A 25,423-nucleotide genomic window follows, 5' to 3' on the forward strand; every position below is an offset into this window, starting at 1 on the left:
CTGTGGCGATCTCGGTGATGGAGGCGGCTGCCGTCGCCTGTGTGGTGACCGTCGGAACCGTCGTTTCGGGAGGGGTCGCGGTCGCGGGGACCACGCGGTTCCCGACGGCCGTCGCCCGGCCGGTGGCCGGAGACCCCCGGAACGACGCGGCGCACGCCATCCGGACCGGCCCGATCTTCAACGCCCCGCAGGGCGGCTCCGCGAAGCGGGACGCGATCGCCGACCAGATCGGCCGCCTGATCGCCGGGACGCCCTCCGGGCAGACGATCACCATCGCGATGTACCACTTCGCGAGCCTGGACACGGCCGCGCAGCTGGTGGCCGCGAATCGCCGAGGCGTCCACGTCCAGGTGGTGCTGGACCACGAGTCCACGGCGTACACCGCGTACCGCACGCTGCGCCGCCTGGGGCACAACACCCGTAAGCGGTCGTGGGTCGTCGTGTGCGGCCGGAACCGCGGCTGCATCGGGCCGGCTTTCAACCACAACAAGTTCTTCCTCTTCTCCTCGACGCTGGGAACGCGGGACGTGGTGGTGCAGACCTCGGCCAACGCCACCGACGGCGCTCGCGACACCCAGTGGAACGACGCCCTGATCATCGAGGACGCGGGGGTCCGCGCCGGCTACCAGGGCTATTTCAACGACCTCGCCGCCCAGCACGCCAACGCCGACTACCACCGCACCGTCCAGTCCGGGCCGTACCGGATCGACTTCTTCCCCTGGGCGAAGGGCGACCCGATCAGCGACGCCCTCGACAAGGTGTCGTGCGAGGGCGGCACCCGTCTCCGGGTCAGCCTGGGCCACTTCACGTGGGCGCCGATCGCCCAGCGGCTGTGGAAGCTCGACGACGCGGGCTGCCGCGTGCAGGTGGTGTTCGACCGGATCGGCCGGCGGGCGGCGCGCCGCATGACGAAACCGAAAGGCCGGAACGGCGGCCCGGAGATCCGCTACCTGTCGGAGAACGCCCGCGTCTACGCCCACTCGAAGTACCTGCTGATCGACGGCGGCTACGAGGGCAAGCGGCAGAAGGTCGTCTTCACCGGCAGCAACAATTACACGGCCGTCGGCTTCCACGGGCACGACGAAGCGATGATCACCATCGCGGACGGGGCCCTGGAGGACCGGTACGCCGCCAACTTCGACACGCTGTTCGGCCACGCCCACCAGGTCAAGGGCACCGGCCTGGCCTCGGTGCCGGAGGCGGTCCTGGAACAGGACGACGGCCGCCCGACCGGCTCGGTCGAGTGACCCGACCGGGCGGCATGGGTCCGCCTCGGGCGGACGGTGGGTCCGCAGTGGGCCGTACGGGGGCCGGTCAGGCGGACGGGGGTTCGGCGGTGGCCGGTACGGGCCGGTCCTCGGTGGGCTCATCGTCCGTGGTCGCCGGAGCCGGGCCGCCGACGGCGAGGCCGAGGAGGGCGGCGACCACGCACACCACGGCCGTCGCCCAGAAGACGTCGGCGTACTCGGTGTGCAGAGCGGCCTTCACGGCGGCCAGGTAGGCGGCCATGCGGCGGGCGAACTCCGTGGCGGACACGCCGACCGGCAACGGCGTCACGAGGTGCGCGGTGAGCGTGTGGAAGCGGTAGAACCCCCATGCGCTCAGGCCCGCGACGCCGAGCAGCATGCCCATCATCCGGGCGACCACGACGGCGGCCGACGTGACGCCGTGCCGTACGGCGGGGACGGAGCGGAGCGCGACCGACGACAGCGGCGCGATCACCAGGCCCAGGCCCAGGCCGGCGACGGCCAGGTCCGCGTCCACCCGTGAGACGGCGAACAGCCCCAGGTCGTAGTGGGCGGCTTCGGCCCGGAGCGGCCAGGCGGCGATGCGGGCGTAGCCGGCGGCGGCCACGAGCATCCCGCCGGCGACGATCCAGCGTTCGGCGACCCGCCGGGCCAGGAGTCCGCCGGCCAGGGCGGCCACCGCCAGGGGGACGAGGAAACGGGCGAGGAGGACGGCGCCGCCGGTGGAGTTCCGGCCGAGGAGCGTCTGTGCGATCAGCTGCATGTCGACCAGCGTGATCATCAGGGCCGCTCCGGAGAGCAGGCTCACCCCCAGGACGGCGAACAGGCCGCCGCGCCGCGCGCCGCGCAGATCGAGCAGCCGGGTCCGGGCACGTGTCTCCCAGGCCGCGAACACGGCGATCACCACGCCGCCCGCGGCGACACACGGCACGCCCCATGAGGGCAGCGCGGATCGCTGCGGGTCCGGGTTGTACAGGCCGGCGACCAGCAGGCCCAGCCCGGCGGCGAGCAGCAGCCCGCCGACGACGTCGACGCGCGTCGCGCTGGACGGGCGCCCGCGCGGCACGGCCCACCACACCGCCGCCATCGCCAGCAGCGTGATCGGGATGTTGACCCAGAAGATGCCGCGCCAGCCGATCAGGGCGGCCACGCCCGCCCCGTACAGCGGGCCGAGCACGCTGCCCAGCTCCTGCAGGGCGCCGACGCCGCCGAGGATCGCCGGGCGGCGGCGTTCGTCCCACAGGTCGCCCGCCAGCGCCATCGTGATCGGCAGCAGGGCCCCTCCGGCGAGCCCCTGCAGGCCGCGCCCGGCGATCAGCACGGACAGCGAGCCGGCGAGCGCCGTCACGGCCGACCCCACCGCGAACCCCGCCAGACAGGCCTCCACCATGATCCGGCGGCCGAACCGGTCCGAGAGCATCCCCAGCAACGGCATGCCCGCGACGTAGCCGAGCAGGAACGCCGTGATGACCAGACTGGCGTGCTCGATGTGGTTCACCGGCACGCCCAGATCGCCGACCATCGTCACCAGGACGGTGACCACGACGTACGCGTCGATGGCGGCGAGCAGGACGACCACGCCGCCGACGCCGAGGGCGAGCCGCCGGGAGCCACCCGGGTCCATGGCGGTCACTGGGCCGGTGCGGTGATCGAGAACGGTTTGTTGAAGTCCGTGAAGGTGACCGTCGCCGTGCCGGGCTTACCGCCGTCCTTGGGCGGCACCTTCACGTCGGCCTTCAGCACGTGGTGGTCGGCCTTGGAGATGAACAGCTCCGCCGGCGTGTCGGCCGAGATGCCCGGGACCAGCCGGGACAGCGGCGCCTGGGCGAGTGTCGCGTCGACCCGGTAGCAGTCCTGCCCGGCGACCTTCTGCCTGCCCTTCGTGCTCGGGTTCTTCGCGGTGGTCAGCAACTGCACGAGCCCGCGGTTCGGGTCGAGCACGGCCGAGGGATCGTAGATCCCCGCCACCCGGGACAGCGGCTGCTGCTGCCATCCTCCGGTCAGGCCCCGCAGGTGGACCGTCTTGCCGAGGACCACGAAGTCCAGCTGGATCGGCAGGCCCAGCTGGATCGTCTTGACCGAGCCCTGGGCGTTGCCGTTGCGCAGCAGCTTCGCGTCCGCGCTGTCGACCTTGAGCTGCGGAGCGTTGGAGGTGCGCAGGGAGAACGCGAGGCTGGTCACGGCCCGCGTCGCGGTGGCCGCCTGCTGGGTCAGCGTCCCGCCGGGCGGGTTCTTCTCGGACCCGCCTCCGCTGCAGCCGGTTGCCACGGCGGACGCGAGCACGACGAGGCAGGCGACCTTCGCTTGGAAAGATGACATGAAAGGAAACATAGCGCCGCGACGCCCCCGGCCGGCACGGGTATGACGTCAGCGGCCCCGCGTCAGTGGCAACTCTTGAACGTGAAGAATGCGTGTCCGGTGTCCACGGCGAGGATCGCCTGCCCGTAGAAGTGTGAGCCGACGACGAGGGCCGCACCCCGGAACTTCGTGGTCTTTGAGTGCCACAGGACCCGCCCACCGGAGTACTGATAGAATTGCACATCCCCGTTCTTCGCGACTCGGACGAACGCGGACCGGCCGGTGAGGTGTCCCTTGGCCTGCCATGACCAGCAGATCTTCTTCTTGTAGTACAGGTGGATGTCGTAGTGCGTCCCGACGCAGAACTTGGCTGGTCTCGCCGTGCTGGCGGCGTCGGCGATGCAGTGTCCCGCCGTGAGCTTCTTCCCATTGGGCAGTCGGTTGCTCGCCGCGCTGGCCGAGCCGGCACCGATCAAGGTGACCGAGGCCGTGATCGTGCAGATGGCCGTGATGCGAGCGGCCTGCGAACCGATTCCGGGAATACGTGCCATGGTGCAGCCTCCTCGGGAGTGAATTCGACCTCGACGACGTCGCTGAAGCGACACTCGCCGGTGGTCTGGTCGCTATACTTTCCTTCTCTCGCCCCTTTCTTTCGGGATCCGAATCTGGGCGGATCTTAACTGAATTACCGGGCGATAATAAAGGGACTCAGGGCTCATTATTCGGCTGCGGAGATAGGTCCTGTGGCTCTAGAATGCACTTAATGGCAACGTGTATCCTGCTGCCTTTCGCGTCTCGGGCTGTCGTGGCGAGCCCGCGCGGTGGCCGGACGACGGGACCCGGCTTCGTGGCGCCCCCGCGCATGCGAGAGCGACGGTGATCTGGGACCGAGTCGGGCGAATCGCCCGCCATTCGGGCGTTTCGTCCTTACACTCCCGACCGTGGAGAACCACGCCGAGGTTCTGGTCGTCGACGACGACCCCATGGTGGCCGAAGTGGTCACCGCGTACCTGACACGCGCGGGCCTCCGGGTCCGCCGCGCCGCCGACGGGCCGTCGGCGGTCGCGTCGGCCGAGGCGCACCTCCCGGACCTCGTCGTCCTCGACCTGATGCTGCCGGGTCTCGACGGCTTCGAGGTCTACCGCCGCATTCGCGAACTCGGGCCGGTCCCGGTCATCATGCTGACCGCGCGCGGCACCGAGGGCGACCGGGTGCGCGGGCTCGAACTCGGGGCGGACGACTACGTGACCAAGCCGTTCAGCCCCCGGGAACTCGTCCTGCGGGCGCGGTCGGTGCTCCGCCGCGCGCATCCCGCCCCGCCGGAGGAGCAGGAGACGCCTCCCGTCCCCGAGATCCGGATCGTCGGCGACCTCACGCTCGACGCCGCGGGCCGCCGCGCCGTCAAGGCCGGAGAGACGCTGACGCTGACGAGCCGGGAGTTCGATCTGCTCGGCTTCTTCGCCGACCACCCGGGGCAGGTCTTCACCCGGACCGAGCTGCTGCAGCACGTCTGGGGCTGGGAGTTCGGCGACGAGTCGACCGTCACGGTCCACGTACGGCGGCTCCGCGAGAAGATCGAGGACGACCCGCACCACCCCCGCCTCATCGCCACGGTCTGGGGCGTCGGCTACCGATTCGACCCTCCCGGCGGCGAGGACGACCCATGAGCGACGACCTGCGCGTCATCCTGCTCGGCGGTGGCTCGGCCGCTGCGGTCGGGCTCGTGGGCATGGCGGTCATGCGGGCGGTACGCGGCCGGTCCCTGCGCCTCGCGCTGTTCGTCCTGGTGGTCGCCAGCGTGCTGGCGATGATCACGGGCACGGTCGTCGCGGCCGAGGAGATGTTCATCTCCCCGGAGGACTTCGGCGTCGTGCTGACCGTCTGCATCGCCGCCGGGGTCGTTACCTCGGCCATGGCTCTGCTGCTGGCGCGTGCCATGGTCGCCGACAGCCGTACGCTGCGCCGCGCGGTGCGGGCCCTGGGGTACGGAGCCGCGCCGGGCGCCGACGGGAGCCTCTCCACGGCGGAGATGGGCGAGCTGAGCAGAGAGCTCAGCCTTACCAGCCAGCGGCTGGCCCGGGCCCGGGAGCGCGAGCGCAGCCTCGAACGGTCCCGCCGGGACCTCGTCGCCTGGGTCTCGCACGACCTGCGGACGCCGCTGGCGGGCCTGCGGGCGATGGTGGAGGCCCTGGAGGACGGCGTCGCCCCCGAGCCGGCCCGCTATCACACGCAGATGCGCCTCGCCGTCGACCGCCTGTCCGGAATGGTCGACGACCTGTTCATGCTGTCGCGCATCCACGCCGGGGCGCTCGCCCTGTCCCCGGAGTGGGTCACCCTCGCCGACCTGGTCGATCAGGCGGTGGCCGGGACCAATCCGCTGGCCCGCGCGCAGGGCGTCATGCTCGGCGCGGAGATCAGCGAGCCGGTCGTCGTACGGGCCGACGTCCGGGAACTCAATCGGGCCCTGACCAACCTCGTGGTCAACGCGATCCGGCACACGCCGTCCCCCGGATCGGTGCTCGTCGAGGCGGGCCGGCTCGATCGCCATGCGGTGCTGTCGGTGTCCGATGCGTGCGGCGGCATCCCGCCGGACGACCTGGGCCGGGTCTTCGACGTCGCGTGGCGCGGGACCGCCGCGCGTACGCCGGAGCCGGACTCCGGGGCGGGCCTGGGCCTGGCGATCGTCCGTGGCATCGTCGAGGCGCACTCGGGCGCGGTGGAGGTGCGCAACACGGATCGCGGCTGCCGTTTCGAAGTCCGGATTCCGCTGTCCAGCGCGCCGTACGGACGCTAAGGGGTCGAGAGCGTCCTCGGCGTGTAGTGGTCGTCGAGCCATGCACTCTGCAGGACCATCGACACCATTTCCGGATAATGTTCGCGGATCACCGCCCTTACGCGGTCGTCCTTATAGAGGCGGCCGCAGGCCTGGCACGGATGAGCGTAGCGGCCTTCCCAGTCGATCTCCGGGTCCTTCTCCGCCGCCCACGCGAGAATGCGCTCGGGCCCGAAGTAGTGGAGCCACAATTTGAGGAAGTCCTCTTCGGAATCGGCGATCGCCCGTTCGAGGAAGTCATCGCCCTCGGCGACGACCGGATTCAGTTCGGCGACCGTCCGCAGGCCGAGTCCGCAGCAGGCGCCGACCCTCCCGTCGGCCTGGATCGTATAGGTCTGGAGGACGTGGTCACAGCCGCGCCGCGAGTGCAGCGTCGCCGCGTCGACGGTCGATCCATCCGCGTAGTCGCCGGTCCGCTCGGGGTCCAGCGGCATCCAGGCGCTCTCGTTCGTCCTGATCAGAGCGGCGTCTTCCCCCAGCGCCCGGACCAGTGGATGCGTGCGGATGGTGTCGGCGGTGACCGCGCGTCGCCGCCGCAGTTCGATCATGACCACGACCGGGAGGCCGGCGTGGACCGCGGCGACCGACGCGTGGACCACCCGCTCCACCGGGACGAAGCGGATGTGCTCGTCGCCGGTGCTGTAGTTGATCTCGTCGAGGCCCGCGTCGATTAGCTGCCGGAGCCGGTCGCGCGCCCGTTCCGGCGTCGCGGCCCAGTGGGCGTTGGTCACCAGCCTCGTCGGCAGGCCCAGCTCACGGGCGTACGACAGGCCGGTGAGCAGATCGCGCCAGCGCAGGGTGGCCTCGCCACCGGTGAACACGACGTTCGCGAACCCCAGCCGGTGCGCCTGGGCGATCGCGGACGTGATCACCTCGATCGGGAGCCGTCCGCGCGCCTTGGGACTGCTCAGCGTGCCGCAGTCCGTACACGCCGCCGTGCAGGTGAACGTCGGCATGATCGACAGCGTCTTCCGCCCGCCGACGACGTCGTTCGTCGCGCTCATTCGCATCGTCCGCGAACGCGCGCCAGGAAGCCGTGGATGCCGAAGCGCAGGCCGGCGGGGTCGATGGCCGGTTCCGAGCCGCAGCCGGCGCCGCCGGTGGTGAAGGTCGTGCTCGTGCTGACACTCGCGGAGGAACTGGTCGAGGTGTGGGAGCTGAAGCTCGTCGAACTGGACACGCTCGCGGACGCGTGCGAGATCGTGGCGCGCCCGGCGTCGTCCATCGCGTCCGCCGAGGTGAGCCGGGGGTCGCGAAGCAGAGCCCGTAGACGGGGCGAGCGCAGGGCGCCGACCAGCAGTGCGTTGGCCGAGGACGACCGCTGCGGCGTGGGACTCCAGCCGGCCTCCCGCGCCAGGGTCGCCGCCGGGTCGTCGAGGAACCGGGCCTCGGCATCGGGGTCAGCAGCGAGTTGCCGGAAAAGCCGGAGAACGTCCATTCGGGTGATCGATCCGGTCAGCACGAGCGGCTTCGCGGATGGGGAGGAACCGGGGAGGGTCGGCATCGAAGATCCCCTATCTCGGGAGTTCGAAATCGGTCTCTCGTAGAGTAAGTTCGGCAATTGTCGCGAGGGAAATAGTGTTTGCTTATCGCAGCGAGAAGATTTTGTTACGCCAGGTTCGTGGACCCGAAACCCCGGGAGTGGCCCCATGGAACTCCGGCATCTGCGTTCATTCCTCGCCGTCGTCCAGGAACGCAACTTCACTCGCGCGGCTCGCAGTCTTCACCTCACCCAGCCTGCGCTCAGCCAGCACATCCGTGCTCTCGAACGCGAGATCGGCGGAGCCCTCTTCATCCGCGACAGCCACCGGGTTCGGCTGACCGCCGCGGGCGAGGCCCTCGAACGGCCCGCGCGGGACATCCTGCGGTCCGCGGCGCACGCGCTCGACCTGGCCCGTGCCGCGGCGAGCGGCCGGTCCGGCACCGTACGGGTCGGTCTGTTCGCCGGCGGCGCCGCCGAACTGACCGCGCCGATCCTCGAGGCCTACACGGCGCGGTATCCGTCCGTACGACTCACGCTGGTCGACCTTCCACCGCACAGGGCCGAGACCGCCCTGCGCGACGAGATCGTCGACGTCGCGCTGCTGCGCCCGCCGATCGACACCGAACTCCTGACCGCGACCACGCTGTTCCAGGAACCCCGCGTACTCGCGATCTCACGCCGGCACCCGCTGGTCGACGACGGCGTGGTCTCCATCCCGACCTACCTCGACCTGCCGGTGCCGTCGATCCCCACCGAGATGCCGCGTCACTTCCAGGACTTCTGGCTGTTCTCCGACCACCGCAACGGCGAAACGCCGCGCTTTCACGGCGAACTGGTGGAGACGGTCAGCGAGGCGCTGCACTTCACCCTGGTCACCCCGGACGCCTGCCTGGCGGTGGCGGCGTCGACCCCGCGCGCGATGAACATCGGCGGCCTGGTGTACCTCCCTATTCTCGGTGCGGAGCCGTGCGAGGTGGCCGCGGTCAGCCGCCGAGGCGATGACCGCGGCCTGGTCACGGACTTCCATCGGATCGCCCGCCAGGTCTGCGCCGACCTGATCGACCTGGTGCCCGAGGCGTCCCTGCCCGGCGCGGTCTGACCGCTCCGTCACCGCGGAGATGACGCCGTCGCCCGCGCGGCGGCGAATTATTACGAGATTCGAACGCGGCGCCGGATGAGCCCTGCGGGCATCGGCCGCTCCCTACATTCCTCAGCGGCACCACCGGTGCGTGAGCGCGGATTCTCACGGGGGGCGACCGCGCACCGAGGTCCAATCCAGGCGGCCCCCACCGGGCCGCGTACGACGGACGAAGGAGCGACCCCGTGAAGACATCGACGAAGGTCACCGGCCTGGCCTTGGCCGGTCTCACCACCGCCGGCGCGGCGATCGCCGTCATCGGGACCGGCTCGTCAACGCCGGCGGCCCGCAACGTCAGCGAGAGCCGTCACTACACCGGCACGGCCTCCGGCAACGCCGACCAGGCCGCGAGCCGGTCCTCCGATACGAGCGGGCGTCGACAAAGACCCGCGGCCGTGGTGCTGACGCCCCGCTACGCCGTCACCAACGTGCGGATGGGGCACTCCGCCGCGGTCCTGCGGAAGATCGGGCATCGGTGGCGCGTCGTGGGCACCCTGCGCTCGACCGACCGGAGGGTCTGGGGCGCCACCGTCGCCGTCCGCCGCACGACCACGGTGGTCGCGGTCGTGGGACGTCACGCCTTCGCCCTCGTGGTCCCGCCGCGCTCCGTCGTGGTCGTCGCCGACAACGGCCGGATCGGCGTGGTCGGATGGCGCTTCCTCAAGAAGGTCAGAGTGACGACGCCGACCCCGACGGCCTCCCCGACGACCGCGACCCCGACCCCGACCCCTGTCCCGTCCGGCTCGCAGTCTCCGGTCGTCGGCGGCCTGCAGAACCGGGTCTCCACGAAATGGTGACGCGCCGCCGAGCGTGACCTGAACGAGGTCATCGGACGACCGCCGCGGAACACGCCGCGCCCCCACCATCTCCCGAGAGGACTCCGAATGTCGTTTATGGAAAGGTCGAACTGGAAGGACCCGAACCACCCGCGGCGGCTCCGATTGTTCATCCCGCTCGCGGTGGCACTGGTCCTCGCCGCCGGCACGGCCGTGGCTCTCACCACAAAGATGGGGCTCACCGCGTTCGGCGCCTCACCCGGGTGCCCGAGCGCGAGCGCCACCGCCGCCCCGAGCGGGCGACCGCCCCGCACGGGCCCCGGCCGCCGCCGGCTCCCGCACAAGGGCGCCGAAGAGGTGAAGGTCGGGACCAGCCCCGCCGCCTCGCCGACCGGCGGTGCGACGGCGGACCCGGGCACCATGCCCTCCGCCGGAGCGCCGAGCGCGGACCCCGGCACCGGCGCTCCCTCCGCGAACGCCCGGGCCGCCACCCCCCTCGCGGCGAACGTCTCAACGTCCGCCGATCCCGCCGGCACCGCCATGCCCGACGCGCAGCCGTCGGCGGGGACCGCCGCGCCCGGCGCCGGGACGATGCCGAGCGCGGGCGGCTCGCCGGGAACGGCCATGCCGGATCCGAGCGTGAGCGCGGCACCGGGCAGCGCGGCCCCGAACCACCGTAAGAAGCCCAGCCCGACCCCGAGCTCCTGCCCGACCCCGACGGGCGGCGCGGGCGGGGGCGGCGGGCAGGCGGCCGACCCCAACGCGAACTGCACGCTCGTCGTCCCCGCCAATCCGCTCAGCGCGCGTGGCCTGGCCACGCCCTACCAGCTGACCGCCACGAACGCGGCGATGGGCCCCTGCAACGAGGCGAACGTCAACCAGTCGGCGTTCGTCCAGGCGACGGTCATCGACCCGGCGACCGGCAAGCTGTCGGTCTACAACCCGCTCGTGATCGACCAGGGAACGCAGCCGGCCGCCGCGCCGGTCACGCCGACCCTCCCGGCGGGCGCGGTCGTCGGCATCTGGTTCGGGTACAACGGCGCGAACCTGACCCTGCGCGGCGCCGGCCTGCAACAGGGCAGGTGCGTGAACGGTCTGAACGGCTCGGTCTTCGGGCAGTTCGCGTACTGCAACGCCCCGGCGTTCTTCCGGGCCGCCAACGCCGCGATCAAGGGCGGGATGCTGACCGTGCCGGCGCTCGGAACGGCGAAGGACGGCATGCCGTGCATGTCGACGCGCGACTTCGCGCTCATCGACCAGGACCAGAGCGACAACGTCACGGCGACGTACCTGACGACCGGGAACGGGCGGATCGCGCAGAACACCGCGGCGAACAAGGGCCGCCTGGCCGGGGCCCAGACTCTGTCGAACCCCAGCGACAACGCGCTGCTCGACGTCTTCGTCGACCCGGCCCTCGGCTGTACGCCGTGGACGGCACCCGACCTCGCCAACCCGGGGACGGTGACGACGTCTCTGGCCATGGACGAGCTTCAGGCGGCCGCCCACCAGGCCGCGCCGAGCGCGCTCGTCCCGATGAACGACCCGATGACCATGGTGAACAACCAGATGAGCGCGGCGAAGAACAACCTGTACCGGGCCGGGGCCGACCAGGCCGCCCAGCCCGCGGGACAGACCCCTGCGGCGTACTGCCGGATGATGGACACCATCCAGGCGGCCCGCCTGCAGAAGGACATGCAGATGCTGGCGGCCCAGGCCAGCCCCATGCCCGCGGCGGCGAACAGCCTCTTCACCTTCCTGGGGATGCGGCTGCAGCAGTCGTTCGGCAACCTCAACTGCCAGAACTTCGGCCTGACCAACCCGGTCGCGAAGCTCACCATGAACGGCAACGTCGTCACCGCCGTCACCTTCGCCGGGAACCAGAACGGCAACGGAGGCAACCAGGGCGGCAATAACGGAGGTAACCAGGGCGGTAAGGGCGGCAATCAAGGCGGTAACGGCGGAAAGGGCCGGCCGCAGCACCACGGGCCGCCACCGCAGAACTGACCGCCCATCCGGGCGCTGAGGACCCGTCGTCGACGGTGAACCTCCGCCCACCGTCCCGGCCGGACCCGTCCCCCCGGCCGGGACGGCCGCGTCTTCACCGGAAATAGGCTGGCCCGAGATGAGGCGAAAGGGGCACGCGATGGCAGCCGTTCCCAGCGATCCCGAGTCGGTGTTCACCTATGGCGCTCCGCACCTGAAGTTCGGTCCCGGCGCGTCCGGCGAGATCGGCTTCGACCTGGCCCAGTACGGCGTACGGCGGGCGCTGATCGTCACCGACCCGGGCGTCGCCGCGACCGGCGCCCCGGAGCGGATCGCCGACCGGATGAAGAAGTACGGCATCGAGACCGCGGTGTTCGACGAGGTCCACGTCGAACCCACCGACGCGAGCCTCCGCCACGCCGTCGACCGGGCGCGCGAGTCCGGCCCCTGGGACGCGTACGTCGCCGTCGGCGGCGGGTCGAGCATCGACACCGCCAAGGCGATCAACCTCCTCACCACGAACGACGGGGAGCTGACGGACTACCTCAACCCTCCGATCGGCGCGGGGCGAGCCCCCGCGAGGCCGCTGCTGCCCCTGGTCGCCGTGCCCACGACGACCGGCACCGGCGCCGAGAGCACGACCGTCTGCGTCCTCGACGTCCTCGAGCTGAAGGTCAAGACCGGTATCAGCCATCCACGGCTCCGGCCCGCCCTCGCCGTCGTCGACCCGGACCTGACGGTCACCCAGCCGGCGGGCGTGACGGCGTCGGCGGGTATGGACATCGTCTGTCACGCGCTGGAGAGCTACACGGCCCGGCCGTACACCTCCTATGAGCGCAAGGCACCGGAGCAGCGGGTCCCGTACTGCGGCGCCAACCCGGTCGCCGACATGTGGTCCGAGCGCGCGCTGGACCTGATCGCCGGATCGTTCCGCGCCGCCGTACGGGACGGGAGCGACGCCCGCGCCCGGGCCGACATGGCGCTCGCCGCCACCTTCGCCGGCCTCGGCTTCGGCAACGCGGGCGTGCACATTCCGCACGCCGGCGCGTACCCGATCGCCGGCCGGGTCAGGGAGTTCCGCCCGGACGGCTACCCGGGGGAGGAGCCGCTCGTCCCGCACGGCATGGCGGTGGCGCTGACCGCGCCGGAGGCGTTCCGGTTCACCTTCGACGCCTGCCCGGAGCGGCACCTGCGGGCGGCCGCGTTGCTCGACCCCGCGCTGGAACGCCCCGACGACCCGGCCGAACATCTGCCGGCGGCGTTGCTGCGCCTGATGCGGGACATCGGCCTACCCGACGGGATCGGCGGTGTCGGCTACACCGACGCCGACGTGCCCGACCTGGTCGACGGGGCGATGAAGCAGCGCCGGCTGCTGGAGACGGCGCCGCGGCCGGTGACCGGCGAGGACCTGGCCGGCGTCTTCCACCGTTCGATGACTCTGTGGTGAGGTTCGCCCGACCCGGCCCCGCCTGGTCTTGGCCGGGTGGTGACCGATCCATGCGTTTCCCCCGGTAGGGCGCCCACTAGGGTCGGGGTGAGGACGGTCGTACGTCCCTCCGCTCCCGCGCGGTCACGATTCGAGATTCGGGGGGATCCGTGAACGCGGTGGATCGAGCGCAGCCCTACGTGCTGTCGCTCTTCCGGATCATCGTTGCCTTCCTGTTCGTCTGCCACGGCCTGGCGTCGCTGTTCGGCGTGCTGGGCGGGGCGCCTGGCCGCGGCGGTGCGCTGCCGGTCGGGAACTGGCCCTACTGGTGGGCGGCCCTGATCGAGTTCGTCGCGGGTGTGCTGGTCCTGGTCGGCCTCGGCACCCGCGTGGCGGCGCTGGTCTGCTCGGGAACGATGGCCTTCGCCTACTTCTCCGTGCACCAACCTCGAGCGCTCTTCCCGATCCAGAGCGAAGGAGACCTCGCCGTACTGTTCTGCTGGGCCTTCCTCCTGGTGGCGGTCTTCGGCTCCGGGCCCTGGGCGCTGGACCGGCTGGTCGCCCCGGCCATGCGCCGCCGCTTCTCCGGATGACCCGGATGACCCCGCTCACCCGCCGAGCGGGTGCCCGGTGGTGGCGTCGACGTGATCCGGCAGCGGGTCGTGACGATCGCCGACCGAGAGCGTCGACGTCGGCTCGAACATGAGGATGGCCGCCCCCGCCGGTGCGGACGGTTTGTGCTCCACTCCGCGCGGTACGACGAACACCCCGCCGGCGGGCAGGGTCACGACCCGCTCGCCGGATCCGCTGCCCGCTCCGTCGCGCAGGGCGATCGTCAGTTCGCCGTCCAGGACGAGGAAGAATTCGTCGGTGGTGTCGTGGGCGTGCCAGACGTGGTCACCCGCGACCTTGGCGATCCGGACGTCGTAGTCGTTGACCTGGGTGACGATGCGCGGGCTCCACAGGGCGTCGAACCCGGCGAGCGCGGTCCGCAGGTCGATCGGTTCATTCGTCATGGCGACCAGCCTGGCCGGTGACGGGCGCCGCGCGTGAGTGATAGGAATCGCACATGCCGCAAGAATCCTCGCACGACGGCGCCGGCCGGGAAGCCGCAGGTTCCCTGGGCCGCTCGCGGCGTGGGCGGCCGCACCGGGTCGTGATGATCGTCGATGCGGGCTCCAACCCGTTCGAGATGGGCATCGCCACGGAGATCTTCGGCCTGCGCCGTCCGGAGCTGGACGTCGCTTGGTACGACTTCACGCTCTGCGCCGCGAGCCGGCCGTCCGGATGCACGCGGGGATGTTCACCCTGTCCGGCGTGGCCGGTCTGGAGGCCGCCGACCGGGCGGACACGATCATCGTCCCGAACCGGCCCGACCCGTACGTCGCCCCCGCCCCGCCCGTGCTGGCGGCGATCCGGCGGGCCGCCGCGCGGGGCGCCCGGCTGGTGAGCTTCTGCACGGGCACGTTCGCGCTGGCCGCCGCCGGGGTCCTCGACCGCCGCAGGGCCACGACGCACTGGCGCTGGGCCAAGCTGTTCGCCGCCCGCCACCCCGACGTACGGCTCGTCCCGGACGTCCTCTTCGTGGACGACGGCGACGTCCTCACCGCGGCGGGCAGCGCGGCGGCCCTGGATCTTGGCCTCTACCTGGTTCGCCGCGACCACGGAGCGGAGATCGCCAACGCGGTGAGCCGCCGTCTGGTGTTCGCCGCGCACCGTGACGGGGGCCAGCGCCAGTTCATCGAACAGCCCGTCCCGTACGTCCCGGACGCGTCGCTCGCGCCGGTGCTCGCGTGGGCGCGGGAGCACCTGGACCGGCCGCTCACCGTCGCGGACCTAGCGACGCGCGCCGCGGTCAGCCCCGCGACCCTGCACCGGCGTTTCCAGCGCGAGTTCGGCACCACGCCGCTGGCCTGGCTCACCGCCGAACGGGTCACGCTGGCCTGCCGGCTGCTCGAACGCGGCGAGACACGGTTGGAGGCCGTCGCCCGCGCCACCGGCCTCGGAACCGGCGCGAACCTACGGATCCAGCTACGCCGACGAGCCGGCCTCAGCCCGTCGGCGTACCGCCGCCGGTTCGGCCCGGCCGACCGAACGGCCGCGCCCGAGCCGAGCTGACCGGTCTTGGCCCGTCGGCGCACGACCACCGGTTCGGCCCGGCCGAGGGAACGACCTCCGACCTCCGACCTCCGACCTCCGATCGCCGATCGCCGATCGCCGGGAGCCGGGGCGACCGACGGTCAGCGGCCACGCCAGTCGAGGCAGACGACGACGGCGTCGTCGGCGAGTTGGGTGCCCCGGTGCCGTTCGATGAACCGCTGCAGCAGCGTGCGCACCACGTCCGGCGGAGGCTGGAGCCGCGCGTCGCCAAGGTCCCGCAGCAGGAACTCCGCCGCGTAGTCCGCGCCGGCGCCGGGCAGGCGCGCGCCGTGGACCCCGTCGCTGACGACGACGATCCGGTCCCCGGGAAGCAGCCTGAACTGCTCCTCGGTGTAGGGGGTGTCGCCGAACATCCCCAACGGCAACTGCCGTTCGAGCGACACCTGCTCGACCGAGCCGTTCCGCAGCCGGTAGACCACGGGGGAGCCGGCGTCGATCGCCGTGACCATGCCGGTCGACAGCTCGATGTCGAGCAGCAGCGTGGCGACGTACTGCCGGCCGCCGTACTGGCGGAAGATCGTCTCGTCGGCCAGCCCGCACTGCTCGACGAGGTCACCGCCGGACCTCCGGGCGTTGCGCAGGGCGTTCACGGCGAGCTGGGTCAGCAGCGACGACGCCGTGCCCTCGCCCATGCCGTTGGTGACCGACACCACCAGGGTGTCCCGGGCGGCGCTCCAGTCGAAGTTATCCCCGGCCACGGCATAGGCGGGCTCGAGCTGGCCGGCGAACTCGTACTCGGGCGCCCACCCGGTGCGTCCGGGCAGCAGGTCCCACTGCATCTCGGCGGCCAGAGTCAGGCGCTCCCGGCGGCGGGCCCGCCGGTAGCGGTCGGTGGCGCGGTCGGCGATCTCCAGCGCACGGCTCAGTGTCGCGGCGAGCTCCACGAGCTCGGCCAGCCGCTCGGCGGACGGTGGTTCGGGCAGCGTGATGCGCAGCACACCCTGCCGATTGCCCAGGACGATCAGCGGGAGATGCAGCAGCCGGCGGGTGCCCGGGGACGCCGCCGGAGGCGGCTCGATCAGGGGCTCGCCGGTGGCGAGGGCCCGGCCGCTCGGGCTGCCGGCCAGCGCGATCGGCGCTTTCCCGGACGCCACCGGCTGCAGAAAGGCCATCCGGTAGTCGATCAGGTAGATCTCCGCCGCCTCGGCGTCGCACAGCTCCCGGATCGTCTCCTCGGCCACGTCCGCGAGGTTGTGGGGTGCGGCGAGCCACAGCTTGCGTTCGGCGTCGCGCGCGGTGAGGCGGTCCGCAGAACCCCCGTGGCCAGGCTGTTCATCCGTCATGGCGATCCGTCTTTCCGACGTGGAGTATGCGAAAGTGTGACCATGGCCAGTCCGCACCAGCCCATCGACCGGCAGGCTGCCATCGTCGAAGCGTATGCGGCGGCGTTGGTGGACACCTGGGACAGAGCGCAGGAGTCGGCAGGTTTCGGGGTCTCGGCGACGCAGTTGAGAGCGCTCGCCATCATCGAACGTAACAACGAGATGTCCATCAGCGCGCTCGCCGGCGAGCTGGGCACGTTGCTGTCGTCGGCGAGCCGGTTGTGTGACCGGCTCGAGGCGGCGGGGCTGATCGCCCGGGACACGGACCTGGATGATCGCCGGGCGGTGGCCGTCTCGTTGAGCCGCAATGGCAAGGCGGTGTTCGCCCAGCTCCGTGAGCGCCGCCAGGCGGCGTTCGCCCACGTGCTGCGCGAGATGCCGCCGACGGCGCGCCAGGCGCTCATCGAGGGACTGGGGGGCTTCCAGGCGGTGGTCGACACCCCTCCCGCCGATGACCAGACCTCCACCGCGCTGGCTTTATCGGAACGCGGACGCAGACGCCTCCACCATCGGGTCACGTCGCCGACGCGACGGCATGGGCGGCACGGCCGCCCGTACGGCGTCCGCCGCCGGGCCTCCGGCTGACCGAAGGTGGATCGCGATCGGGCGGATGCCGATGGCTCAGGACGACCGTCCGTCTGACCGAAGGCGGATCGCGATCGAGCCGACTCCGACGGCCCAGGACGACCGTCCGGCTCAGCGTAGGTGGATCGTGACCAGGCAGGTGTCGTCATTGGTGTTGGCGCTGGTGCCGCCGAGCAGGTGGTCGCTGAAGCTCTCCGCGTCGGCGACCGGCCGGTCGGCGAGGTGGATGAGCGTCTCGAGGGCTTCGTCGAGGGGCACGTCCCGGCGTTCGATCAGCCCGTCGGTGAAGAGCAGGAGCGCGTCGCCGAGCTCCAGCACCGTGGTGGTCTCCTCGTAGCCGGCGTCCGGGGACAGGCCGAGGAGGAAACCCGCGGGCAGGGGCAGCAGCCTGGCCTGCCCGTCCCGGACCAGGACCGGTGGCAGGTGGCCCGCCCGCGCCCAGCGAAGTGAGCGCGTGCCCGGGTCGTAGAGAGCGCAGATCGCGGTCGCGAACGTCCCACCGGTCAGGTGGTAGGCGACGTTGTTCAGCATCCCGAGCAGTTCGCCGGGGCCCGTACCGGTGATCGCCAGGCCGCGCAGGCTGTTGCGCAGGGCGATCATCCCCGTCACCGCGTCGAGCCCGTGGCCGGCGATGTCGCCGACCACGAGGAGGACCTTCTTCCCGGGCAGGACCAGGGCGTCGTACCAGTCCCCGCCGACGAGGTGCCCCTCCCCGGCGGGCCGGTAGCGGACGGCGACGTCGAGGCCGGCCGCGCTGACCGGATGCACGGTCGACGGCATGATCGCCTGTTGCAGGTGCACGGCCAGGCGTTCCTGATCGTCGGCGCGCTGTTCGGTGTCGGCGAGCCGGTCCTGCGTCGCGGCGAGGGCGACCTCGGAGTGGTACCGCGCCGACACGTCCTGGTACGCGCCGCGGATCGCCACCACCGAGCCGGCCGGGCCGATGACGGGCTCGGCGAACGCCCGGATCTGGCGTACGGACTCGTCGGCGCGGACGAGCCGGAATGTCGCGACGGCGGGCCGGCCGCCGTTCACGAGCTGCTCGCGGAATCGCCGTACCGTCTCCAGGTCCTGCGAGGGAACGTGCCGGTGCAGCTCGTCGAGGCCGACGGGTCCTGCGGAGGACGGCAGTCCGAACAGCGCGAACGCCTGGTCGGTCCACATCACCCGGCCGCTGAGCAGGTCCTGCTGCCAGGCGCCGATCCCGCCGAGTCGCTGCACCCGTTCGAGCAGGGCGCCGGCCGGGTCGATCCGGTCGTCGGCCCGCCAGGTCAGCGCGAGGCGGTCGAAGATCCGGGCGATCCGCACGGGCACCTCGGTGCCGTCCTCGGCCGGCCACTGCGCCTCGGCCGGCCCGCCGGTCGCCAGGACGCGGAAGCCCACCTCCAGCGGCCCCCCGGCCAGCGCGGTCCGCGGGAACACGTCCGACAGGTGCCGTCCCAGCAGGTCGCGGCCGGAGTAGCCGGTCGTCCGCGAGACCTCCCGCCCGATCCGCTCGATCCGCAGGTCGACGGGCCGCCCGGCGACGTCCCGTACGGGGCTCAGCAGCAGGAACGACGCGCTCAGAGCGTCGAGCACGCCCGCGGCGTCGAGCACCCGGTCGTCGTCGGCCGGCCGGGGCCGCCCGCCGAGGGTCCGCGCGCACACCTGGGCGAGCGCGGTCAGCTCGGAGCGTACGGTCCGGGTGAAGGTCCGCCGCGGAGCCGCCCAGCGGATCTCCAGGATCCCGGCGCACCCGTCCTCAGTGGTCAGCGGCAGGACGGCGCGCGCCCCGTCCTCCTCAGCGGCGGTGAGCGGCAGGACCCGGTCCGGTCGGCCGGTGCCGCCCGGCGGGACCCGGTCCGGTCGGTCGATGCCGCCCGGCCACCAGATCGCCGCGCCGCCGTGTACGACGCGTTGCTGCAGGCTGTCCATCTGCGGGGGGATCCGGCGCCAGTGACTGCGGTCGAGGGACTCGAGTCCGGCGCCGCCGACGAGCTCGAGCGCGCCGTCGGGTCGCAGCACCCACAGCGCGGCCGCCACGGCGCCCGCCAGCGACAGGGTCTCGTCGAGGAGCGCGGTCGCCATCTCGTCGCCGTCCCCGGCGTGCACGACGGCGAGCTCGGCCAGGCGGGGCGCGGCGGGGGACCGGTCCTCGGCTGCGGCCCGCCGGGCCGCCTCGGCGAGCGGGTCGTCCGCGGCGAGGTTCACCAGGTCGGCCGCGAGGTCGATCAGTGACATGCCGGTGCCGGCCGCGAGGCGCGCCAGGTGGCCGAGCGCTTCGGCGGGCGAGCAGCTCAGCCGGTCCACGAGGATGCCCGTCGCGACGTCGGTCAGGGCCCGCGCCGCAGCCCGGTCACGCGTCTTCTCGAGCCGTTCGCGGTGCTCGGCGAGCAGAGCGGTGAGCCGCACGGTGTCATCCGGCGGGACCGTCATGCCGGTGCCGCCGTGTGTACGTTGGACGTCGAACGACGCCCGTGCGATGCGGTCAGGTCAGACCCTTTGTCTCGTCCGGGAGGAGCGGACGGGTCCGGAGCATACCGTCACGTCAAGCGTGGTCCGGGCGTCCCACGGTAACCCTGCCAGTATGGTTGCCATGAGGCAAGTAGATGGCGTCTCTCGTCCGTCACTTGCCTCCGGCACCTTCGCCGGACGATCGGAGTGAGGCATGGCTGAGCCGGATGTCGCAGGATCGGCGCCTCGCGAGCCGGAGGGTGCCGACGAGGCCGCCCTCCGCCGGCTTCTCGCGGGCCTGACGGCCGTCCGCGACGGCGACTTCGGGACCCGTCTGCCCCAGGTCGGCGACGGCCTGATGGACGAGATCGCCGGTGTCTTCAACGGCATGGCCGACCAGCTCTCCCGGTTCACCTCCGAGGTCACGCGCGTGGTCCGCGAGGTCGGCACGGAGGGCCGGCTCGGCGGTCAGGCGCAGGTTCCGGGCGCCTCCGGCACGTGGAAGGGCCTCACCGACAACGTCAACGCCATGGCCGGCAACCTCACCGGGCAGGTGCGCGACATCGCGCAGGTGGCCACCGCCGTCGCCCGGGGTGACCTGTCACAGAAGATCACCGTGGACGCGCGGGGCGAGATCCGCGAGCTCAAGACCACGATCAACACGATGGTCGACGAGCTGTCGTCGTTCGCCGACGAGGTGACGCGGGTGGCGCGCGAGGTCGGCACGGAGGGCCGGCTGGGCGGTCAGGCGCAGGTGCCCGGCGTCGGCGGTACGTGGCGAGACCTGACCGACTCGGTGAACTTCATGGCCGGCAACCTCACCGCGCAGGTCCGGTCGATCGCGCAGGTGGCCACGGCGGTGGCGAACGGCGACCTGTCGCAGAAGATCACCGTGGACGCGCGGGGCGAGATCCTGGAGCTGAAGAACACCATCAACACGATGGTGGACCAGCTGTCGTCGTTCGCCGACGAGGTGACGCGGGTGGCGCGCGAGGTCGGCACGGAGGGCCGGCTGGGCGGTCAGGCGGACGTCAAGGGCGTGTCCGGCACCTGGAAGGCGCTGACCGAGTCGGTCAACGTCATGGCGGCCAACCTGACCGACCAGGTGCGGTCCATCGCCGAGGTGACGACGGCGGTCGCCCGCGGCGACCTGACGCAGAAGATCCGCGTGGACGCGCGCGGGGAGATCCTCGAGTTGAAGGAGACCATCAACACGATGGTCGACCAGCTCTCGGCCTTCGCCGACGAGGTCACCCGCGTCGCGCGCGACGTCGGTACGCAGGGCAACCTCGGAGGTCAGGCCATCGTGCGGGGCGTGTCCGGAACGTGGAAGGACCTCACCGACAACGTCAACGTCATGGCCTCCAACCTCACCGCGCAGGTCCGGTCGATCGCGCAGGTGGCCACGGCGGTGGCCAAGGGCGACCTGTCGCAGAAGATCACGGTGGAGGCCCAGGGCGAGGTCGCCGCGCTCGCGCAGACGATCAACACGATGGTCGACACGCTCGGCGCGTTCGCCGTCGAGGTGACGCGGGTGGCCCGCGAGGTGGGCACCGAGGGCATCCTCGGCGGCCAGGCGAACGTTCCCAACGTCGCGGGCACGTGGAAGGATCTCACCGACAACGTCAACTCGATGGCGGACAACCTGACGGGCCAGGTCCGCAACATCGCGCAGGTCACCACCGCCGTCGCGCGCGGCGACCTGTCCAAGAAGATCGACGTCGACGCTCGCGGGGAGATCCTGGAGCTGAAGACGACGATAAACACGATGGTGGATCAGCTCTCGGCGTTCGCCGGTGAGGTCACGCGCGTCGCGCGCGAGGTGGGCAGCGAGGGCCGCCTCGGCGGCCAGGCCGAGGTCGAGGGCGTGTCCGGCACGTGGAAGCGCCTCACCGAGAGCGTCAACGAGCTGGCCGGCAACCTCACCCGCCAGGTCCGCGCCATCGCCGAGGTCACCAGCGCCGTCGCCACCGGCGACCTGACCCGCTCCATCTCGGTCGAGGCCCAGGGCGAGGTCGCCGAGCTCAAGGACAACATCAACGCGATGGTGCATTCGCTGCGCGACTCGACGAGGGAGAACCAGGAACAGGACTGGCTGAAGACCAACCTGGCCGCCATCGCGAGCCAGATGCAGGGACACCGCGACCTCGTCACCGTCGCCGACCTGATCATGGACGAGATCAGCCCGCTGGTCACGGCCCAGTACGGCACCTTCTACCTCACCGACGCCGGCGGTGAGGACACCTCACTGCGTCTCATCGCGAGCTACGGACACGAGCCCGGCTCGCCGGCCGCCCGGGAGTTCAAGCTGGGCCAGTCCCTGGTCGGGCAGGCGGCCCGCAGCAAGCGGACCATCGCGGTCGACAAGGCCCCGCCGGGCTACGTCAAGATCTCCTCGAGCCTCGGCGAGTCCGCGCCCGCCGACCTGATCGTGCTGCCGATCGTGTTCGAGGGCCAGGTCCTCGGCGTGATCGAGCTGGCCTCCCTGACCGGCTTCAGCCAGGTCCACCGCGACTTCCTCCGCCAGTTCGCCGAGAGCGTCGGCGTGAACCTCAACACGATCATCGCCAACTCCCGTACGGACGCGCTGCTGGACGAGTCGCAGCGGCTCGCCACCGAGCTGCAGTCCCGGTCGGAGGAGCTGCAGGCCCAGCAGGAGGAGCTGCAGCGCTCCAACGCCGAACTCGAGGAGAAGGCCGCCCTCCTGGCCCGGCAGAACCACGACATCGAGATCAAGAACTTCGAGATCGAACAGGCCCGGCAGGAGATCGAGGAACGCGCGCGGCAGCTCGCCCTGGCGTCCAAGTACAAGTCGGAGTTCCTGGCGAACATGTCGCACGAGCTGCGCACTCCGCTGAACAGCCTGCTGATCCTGGCGCGCATCCTCGCCCAGAACCCCGGCCGCAACCTCACGCCCAAGCAGGTGGAGTTCGCCAACGTCATCCACTCCGCCGGCACGGACCTCCTGCAGCTGATCAACGACATCCTCGACCTGTCCAAGGTCGAGGCCGGGAAGATGGACGTCCACTCCGAGAGCATCGCCGTCACCCGGCTGCTCGAGGACCTCGAGAGCACGTTCCGGCCCCTCATCATGGAGAAGGGCCTGGACTTCCGGGTCGAGATCGGCGGCGAGGCCCCAGCCGAGATCTTCACCGACGAGCAGCGCCTGCGCCAGATCCTGCGGAACCTGCTGTCCAACGCGGTGAAGTTCACCGAGCGCGGCGGCGTCGAGCTGACGGCACGGCTCGCCGAGGACGTCGCCCTGCCTTCCGCCGGCCCCGGAGAGCCGGTGGTGGCCTTCGAGGTCACCGACACCGGCATCGGCATCGCCGAGGACAACCTGGAGACGATCTTCGGCGCGTTCCAGCAGGGCGACGGCACCACCAGCCGCCGGTACGGCGGTACGGGCCTCGGCCTGTCGATCTCCCGGGAGGTAGCGGGGCTGCTCGGCGGGGGGATCCACGCCGAGAGCCGGGTCGGGCATGGCACCACGTTCACGCTCTACCTGCCGCTGTCGGCCCCGCAGGCCGGAGAGCGCGCCGACGCCGCACCGGTCGCCGACGAGCCCTCGGTCCCCGCCGCGCCGGCCGTCCCCGAGCCACGCCGCCTGCTCGTCCTGGAACAGGACGGCGGGCTGCTCACCTCGCTTGCCCGCAGCGCGGCCGCCGACCTCGCCGACACGCACGGGAACGTCGAGATCACGACGGCGAGCGACGCCGACGAGGCCGTCGAGGCGCTCCTCGCGGCGCCGCACGCCTGCGTGCTCCTCGACCTGAGCCGTCCCACGGCGTCGGCGTTCCTCGAGAGGCTCGAGCGGCAGCCGGGGCTCGGCGCGCTTCCGGTCCTGGCCCACCCCAGCCGGAGACCGAGCGAGACCCAGCAGCGGCAGGCCTCCGAGTGGGCCCGCTCTCATCCGTTCGAGCTGCTGCCCTCCCTCGACGAGCTGCGCGAACGCGTCACCCTTTACCTATCCGGCGGGCGGCTCGTCGACGCGCTGCCCTTCATGACGTCGTCGGCCGGGTCCGCCGACGAGGACTCCGAGGCCCTCGGCTACGCCGAGCTGAGCGGACGCCGCGTGCTCATCGTCGACGACGACGTCCGCAACGTGTTCGCGATCTCCAGCGTGCTGGAGCTGTACGGGATGTCGGTCCTCCACGCGCCGACCGGCCGGAAGGGCATCGAGGTGCTCCACGCGCACGACGACGTCGAGCTCGTGCTCATGGACATCATGATGCCGGAGATGGACGGGTACGCCACGACGGCCGCGATCCGGGAGATGCCCGGGTCCGCCGACCTGCCGATCATCGCCGTGACCGCCCGCGCCATGCCCGGTGACCGGGAGAAGAGCCTGTCGGCCGGCCTGACCGACCACGTCGCCAAGCCGGTCGACACCGAGGAGCTCCTCACGTGCATGACGCGGTGGCTCAACGCCTGATCACCAGGTCAGCGGCAGGCGGTACACCCCGTAGATGACCATGTCGTCGCGCAGCGGGACCTCTTCGGGCGGTACGGCCAGGCGCAGTTCCGGGAAGCGGCGGAAGAGGGCGGGGTAGGCGACCTTCATCTCCGCACGGGCCAGCTGCTGGCCCAGGCACTGGTGGAAGCCGTGCCCGAAGGCGACGTGCTGCGACGGCGGCCGGGTGATGTCCAGCCGGTCGGGCTCGGGGTAGTGCTCGGGGTCGCGGTTCGCCGCGGAGAGCGAGGCCACGACCGTCTCGCCGGCGCGAACGAGCCGCCCGGCGATCTCGACGTCCTCCCGGGCGACGCGGACGAGCCCGAACTGCACGATGCTGAGGTACCGCAGCAGCTCCTCGACCGCGGCGTCGATCAGCTCCGGCTTCTCCCGCAGCGCCCGCAGCTGGTCCGGTCGGGTCAGCAGGGTGAAGGTCCCGAGGGCCAGCATGTTGGCGGTCGTCTCGTGCCCGGCGACGAGGAGCAGCAGGCCGACACCGGTCAGCTCGTCGACGGTGAGCGAGTTCTCCGGGTCGTGGACGAGACTGCTGATCAGCGCGTCGTCCGGCTCCTGTCGTTTGCGCTCGACGAGGCCGCGGATGTAGGCCCACAGCTCGTCGCGGGCCGCGAAGACGTCCTCCTCGGGCGCGCCGATCCGCAGCAGCGTGCCGGTCCAGCCCTGGAAGGCGGCGCGGTCCTCGTACGGCACGCCGAGCAGTTCGCAGATGACGAGGGAGGGGATCGGCAGCGCGAACGCCGGGACCAGGTCGACCGGCGGCCCGGTTCGCTCCATCGCGTCGAGGTGCTCGGCGACGATCCGCTCGATCAGCGGGGTCAGCTCGCGCATCCGCCGGGTCGTGAACCAGCGGGTCAGGATCCGGCGGTAGCGCGTGTGCTCCGGGGCGTCCATGCCGATGAAGGACCCGGCGCGGAAGACGGGCTCCCCGGGCCGGACGGGGAAAGACCGGACCGGCGACGAGGCACGCAGCCGGTTCGAGCTGAACCGCTGATCCGACAGGAGCGCCCGGACGTCCTCATGCCGGGTGAGCAGCCAGCCGACCTTTCCGTCCGGGAAGGCCAGTCTGCTGACGGGATCCTCCTCCCGCAGCAGCCGGTACTCGCCGGGAGGGTCGAACGGGAGCTCGCGGCGGGTCGGCAGCGACGGCGGCGTTGTCACGGACATGCGGTGCACCTCCTGCGCCTCAGGCCCGGCCCGCGGATGCGGCATCGGAGGTGCGCCGGTCGGTGCTGCCGGCCGGTGTCCCGGTGCCGGCCGCCCGCGGCCAT

At 71.7% G+C, this 25,423-nt stretch carries 19 protein-coding genes and 1 pseudogene; 11 read left to right on the forward strand and 9 right to left on the reverse strand.

The features are described 5' to 3' along the window. Window positions 1-2: 2 nt before the first annotated feature. Window positions 3-1,247 (forward strand): phospholipase D-like domain-containing protein, encoded by a 1,245-nt coding sequence (locus ACYVF7_RS25015; RefSeq protein WP_460345245.1) that lies wholly within the window; start codon window positions 3-5, stop codon window positions 1,245-1,247. Between the two features lie 67 nt (window positions 1,248-1,314). On the opposite strand, the gene ACYVF7_RS25020 is transcribed toward ACYVF7_RS25015, so the two are convergent. The 3 genes from ACYVF7_RS25020 to ACYVF7_RS25030 form a co-directional block, all read right to left on the reverse strand. After that, window positions 1,315-2,871, reverse strand: a complete 1,557-nt coding sequence (locus tag ACYVF7_RS25020; protein WP_460345248.1) for an MFS transporter — start codon at window positions 2,869-2,871, stop codon at window positions 1,315-1,317. A gap of 5 nt (window positions 2,872-2,876) precedes the next feature. Further along, window positions 2,877-3,566, reverse strand: a complete 690-nt coding sequence (locus ACYVF7_RS25025; protein WP_460345251.1) for an LppX_LprAFG lipoprotein — start codon at window positions 3,564-3,566, stop codon at window positions 2,877-2,879. 62 nt (window positions 3,567-3,628) lie between these two features. Further along, a complete protein-coding gene (locus tag ACYVF7_RS25030; protein ID WP_460345254.1) occupies window positions 3,629-4,096 on the reverse strand; it encodes a hypothetical protein in 468 nt (155 codons plus the stop codon). Window positions 4,097-4,486: 390 nt separating this feature from the next. Between ACYVF7_RS25030 and ACYVF7_RS25035 the strand changes: the two genes are divergently transcribed. Beyond that, window positions 4,487-5,212, forward strand: coding sequence for a response regulator (locus ACYVF7_RS25035; RefSeq protein ID WP_460345257.1), 726 nt, complete (start codon window positions 4,487-4,489; stop codon window positions 5,210-5,212). After that, complete coding sequence (locus ACYVF7_RS25040) at window positions 5,209-6,339, forward strand: sensor histidine kinase (RefSeq protein WP_460345260.1); 1,131 nt, start codon at window positions 5,209-5,211, stop codon at window positions 6,337-6,339. The genes ACYVF7_RS25035 and ACYVF7_RS25040 overlap by 4 nt, the downstream gene beginning before the upstream one ends. Here ACYVF7_RS25040 and ACYVF7_RS25045 read toward each other — a convergent pair. Next, a complete protein-coding gene (locus ACYVF7_RS25045) occupies window positions 6,336-7,382 on the reverse strand; it encodes a radical SAM protein (RefSeq protein ID WP_460345263.1) in 1,047 nt (348 codons plus the stop codon). The two genes, ACYVF7_RS25040 and ACYVF7_RS25045, sit on opposite strands and share 4 nt — an antisense overlap. Next, on the reverse strand, window positions 7,379-7,882 hold the full coding sequence (locus ACYVF7_RS25050; protein WP_460345265.1) for a hypothetical protein: 504 nt from the start codon (window positions 7,880-7,882) through the stop codon (window positions 7,379-7,381). Before ACYVF7_RS25050 ends, ACYVF7_RS25045 begins: the two co-directional genes overlap by 4 nt. A 145-nt stretch (window positions 7,883-8,027) precedes the next feature. On the opposite strand from ACYVF7_RS25050, the gene ACYVF7_RS25055 reads away from it, so the two are divergent. The 5 genes from ACYVF7_RS25055 to ACYVF7_RS25075 all read left to right on the forward strand — a co-directional run bounded on the left by ACYVF7_RS25055 (window position 8,028) and on the right by ACYVF7_RS25075 (window position 13,777). Beyond that, window positions 8,028-8,960 carry a LysR family transcriptional regulator gene (locus tag ACYVF7_RS25055; protein WP_460345267.1) on the forward strand — a complete coding sequence of 311 codons (933 nt, stop codon included), beginning with the start codon at window positions 8,028-8,030 and terminating at the stop codon, window positions 8,958-8,960. A gap of 224 nt (window positions 8,961-9,184) precedes the next feature. Beyond that, the gene (locus tag ACYVF7_RS25060) at window positions 9,185-9,796 is read left to right on the forward strand and encodes a hypothetical protein (protein WP_460345270.1); all 612 of its coding nucleotides are present in this window, start codon (window positions 9,185-9,187) and stop codon (window positions 9,794-9,796) included. Between the two features lie 87 nt (window positions 9,797-9,883). Then, window positions 9,884-11,779, forward strand: coding sequence for a hypothetical protein (locus ACYVF7_RS25065; protein ID WP_460345273.1), 1,896 nt, complete (start codon window positions 9,884-9,886; stop codon window positions 11,777-11,779). A 139-nt stretch (window positions 11,780-11,918) separates the two neighbouring features. Beyond that, a complete protein-coding gene (locus ACYVF7_RS25070) occupies window positions 11,919-13,205 on the forward strand; it encodes a hydroxyacid-oxoacid transhydrogenase (RefSeq protein ID WP_460345276.1) in 1,287 nt (428 codons plus the stop codon). A gap of 158 nt (window positions 13,206-13,363) precedes the next feature. Beyond that, window positions 13,364-13,777 carry a DoxX family protein gene (locus ACYVF7_RS25075; protein ID WP_460345279.1) on the forward strand — a complete coding sequence of 138 codons (414 nt, stop codon included), beginning with the start codon at window positions 13,364-13,366 and terminating at the stop codon, window positions 13,775-13,777. A 15-nt stretch (window positions 13,778-13,792) separates the two neighbouring features. Here ACYVF7_RS25075 and ACYVF7_RS25080 read toward each other — a convergent pair whose 3' ends face one another. Continuing rightward, a complete protein-coding gene (locus ACYVF7_RS25080) occupies window positions 13,793-14,200 on the reverse strand; it encodes a cupin domain-containing protein (RefSeq protein WP_460345282.1) in 408 nt (135 codons plus the stop codon). Window positions 14,201-14,343: 143 nt separating this feature from the next. Between ACYVF7_RS25080 and ACYVF7_RS25085 the strand changes: the two are divergent. After that, a pseudogene (locus ACYVF7_RS25085) lies at window positions 14,344-15,302 on the forward strand (helix-turn-helix domain-containing protein). Between the two features lie 122 nt (window positions 15,303-15,424). On the opposite strand, the gene ACYVF7_RS25090 reads toward ACYVF7_RS25085, so the two are convergent. Next, on the reverse strand, window positions 15,425-16,627 hold the full coding sequence (locus tag ACYVF7_RS25090) for a PP2C family protein-serine/threonine phosphatase (RefSeq protein ID WP_460345285.1): 1,203 nt from the start codon (window positions 16,625-16,627) through the stop codon (window positions 15,425-15,427). On the opposite strand from ACYVF7_RS25090, the gene ACYVF7_RS25095 reads away from it, so the two are divergent. Beyond that, window positions 16,604-17,251 (forward strand): MarR family winged helix-turn-helix transcriptional regulator, encoded by a 648-nt coding sequence (locus ACYVF7_RS25095; RefSeq protein WP_460345288.1) that lies wholly within the window; start codon window positions 16,604-16,606, stop codon window positions 17,249-17,251. The genes ACYVF7_RS25090 and ACYVF7_RS25095 overlap by 24 nt on opposite strands. Before the next feature lie 111 nt (window positions 17,252-17,362). Here ACYVF7_RS25095 and ACYVF7_RS25100 read toward each other — a convergent pair whose 3' ends face one another. Then, entirely contained in the window at window positions 17,363-19,666 is a 2,304-nt protein-coding gene (locus tag ACYVF7_RS25100; protein WP_460345291.1) for a SpoIIE family protein phosphatase, read from the reverse strand. A gap of 232 nt (window positions 19,667-19,898) precedes the next feature. Between ACYVF7_RS25100 and ACYVF7_RS25105 the strand changes: the two genes are divergently transcribed. Then, window positions 19,899-24,119 carry a HAMP domain-containing protein gene (locus ACYVF7_RS25105; RefSeq protein WP_460345294.1) on the forward strand — a complete coding sequence of 1,407 codons (4,221 nt, stop codon included), beginning with the start codon at window positions 19,899-19,901 and terminating at the stop codon, window positions 24,117-24,119. On the opposite strand, the gene ACYVF7_RS25110 is transcribed toward ACYVF7_RS25105, so the two are convergent. Then, window positions 24,120-25,319, reverse strand: coding sequence for a cytochrome P450 (locus ACYVF7_RS25110; RefSeq protein WP_460345297.1), 1,200 nt, complete (start codon window positions 25,317-25,319; stop codon window positions 24,120-24,122). It abuts the gene before it with no gap. Window positions 25,320-25,423: the final 104 nt, after the last annotated feature.

The sequence above is a fragment of the Actinoallomurus acanthiterrae genome (assembly GCF_054775715.1).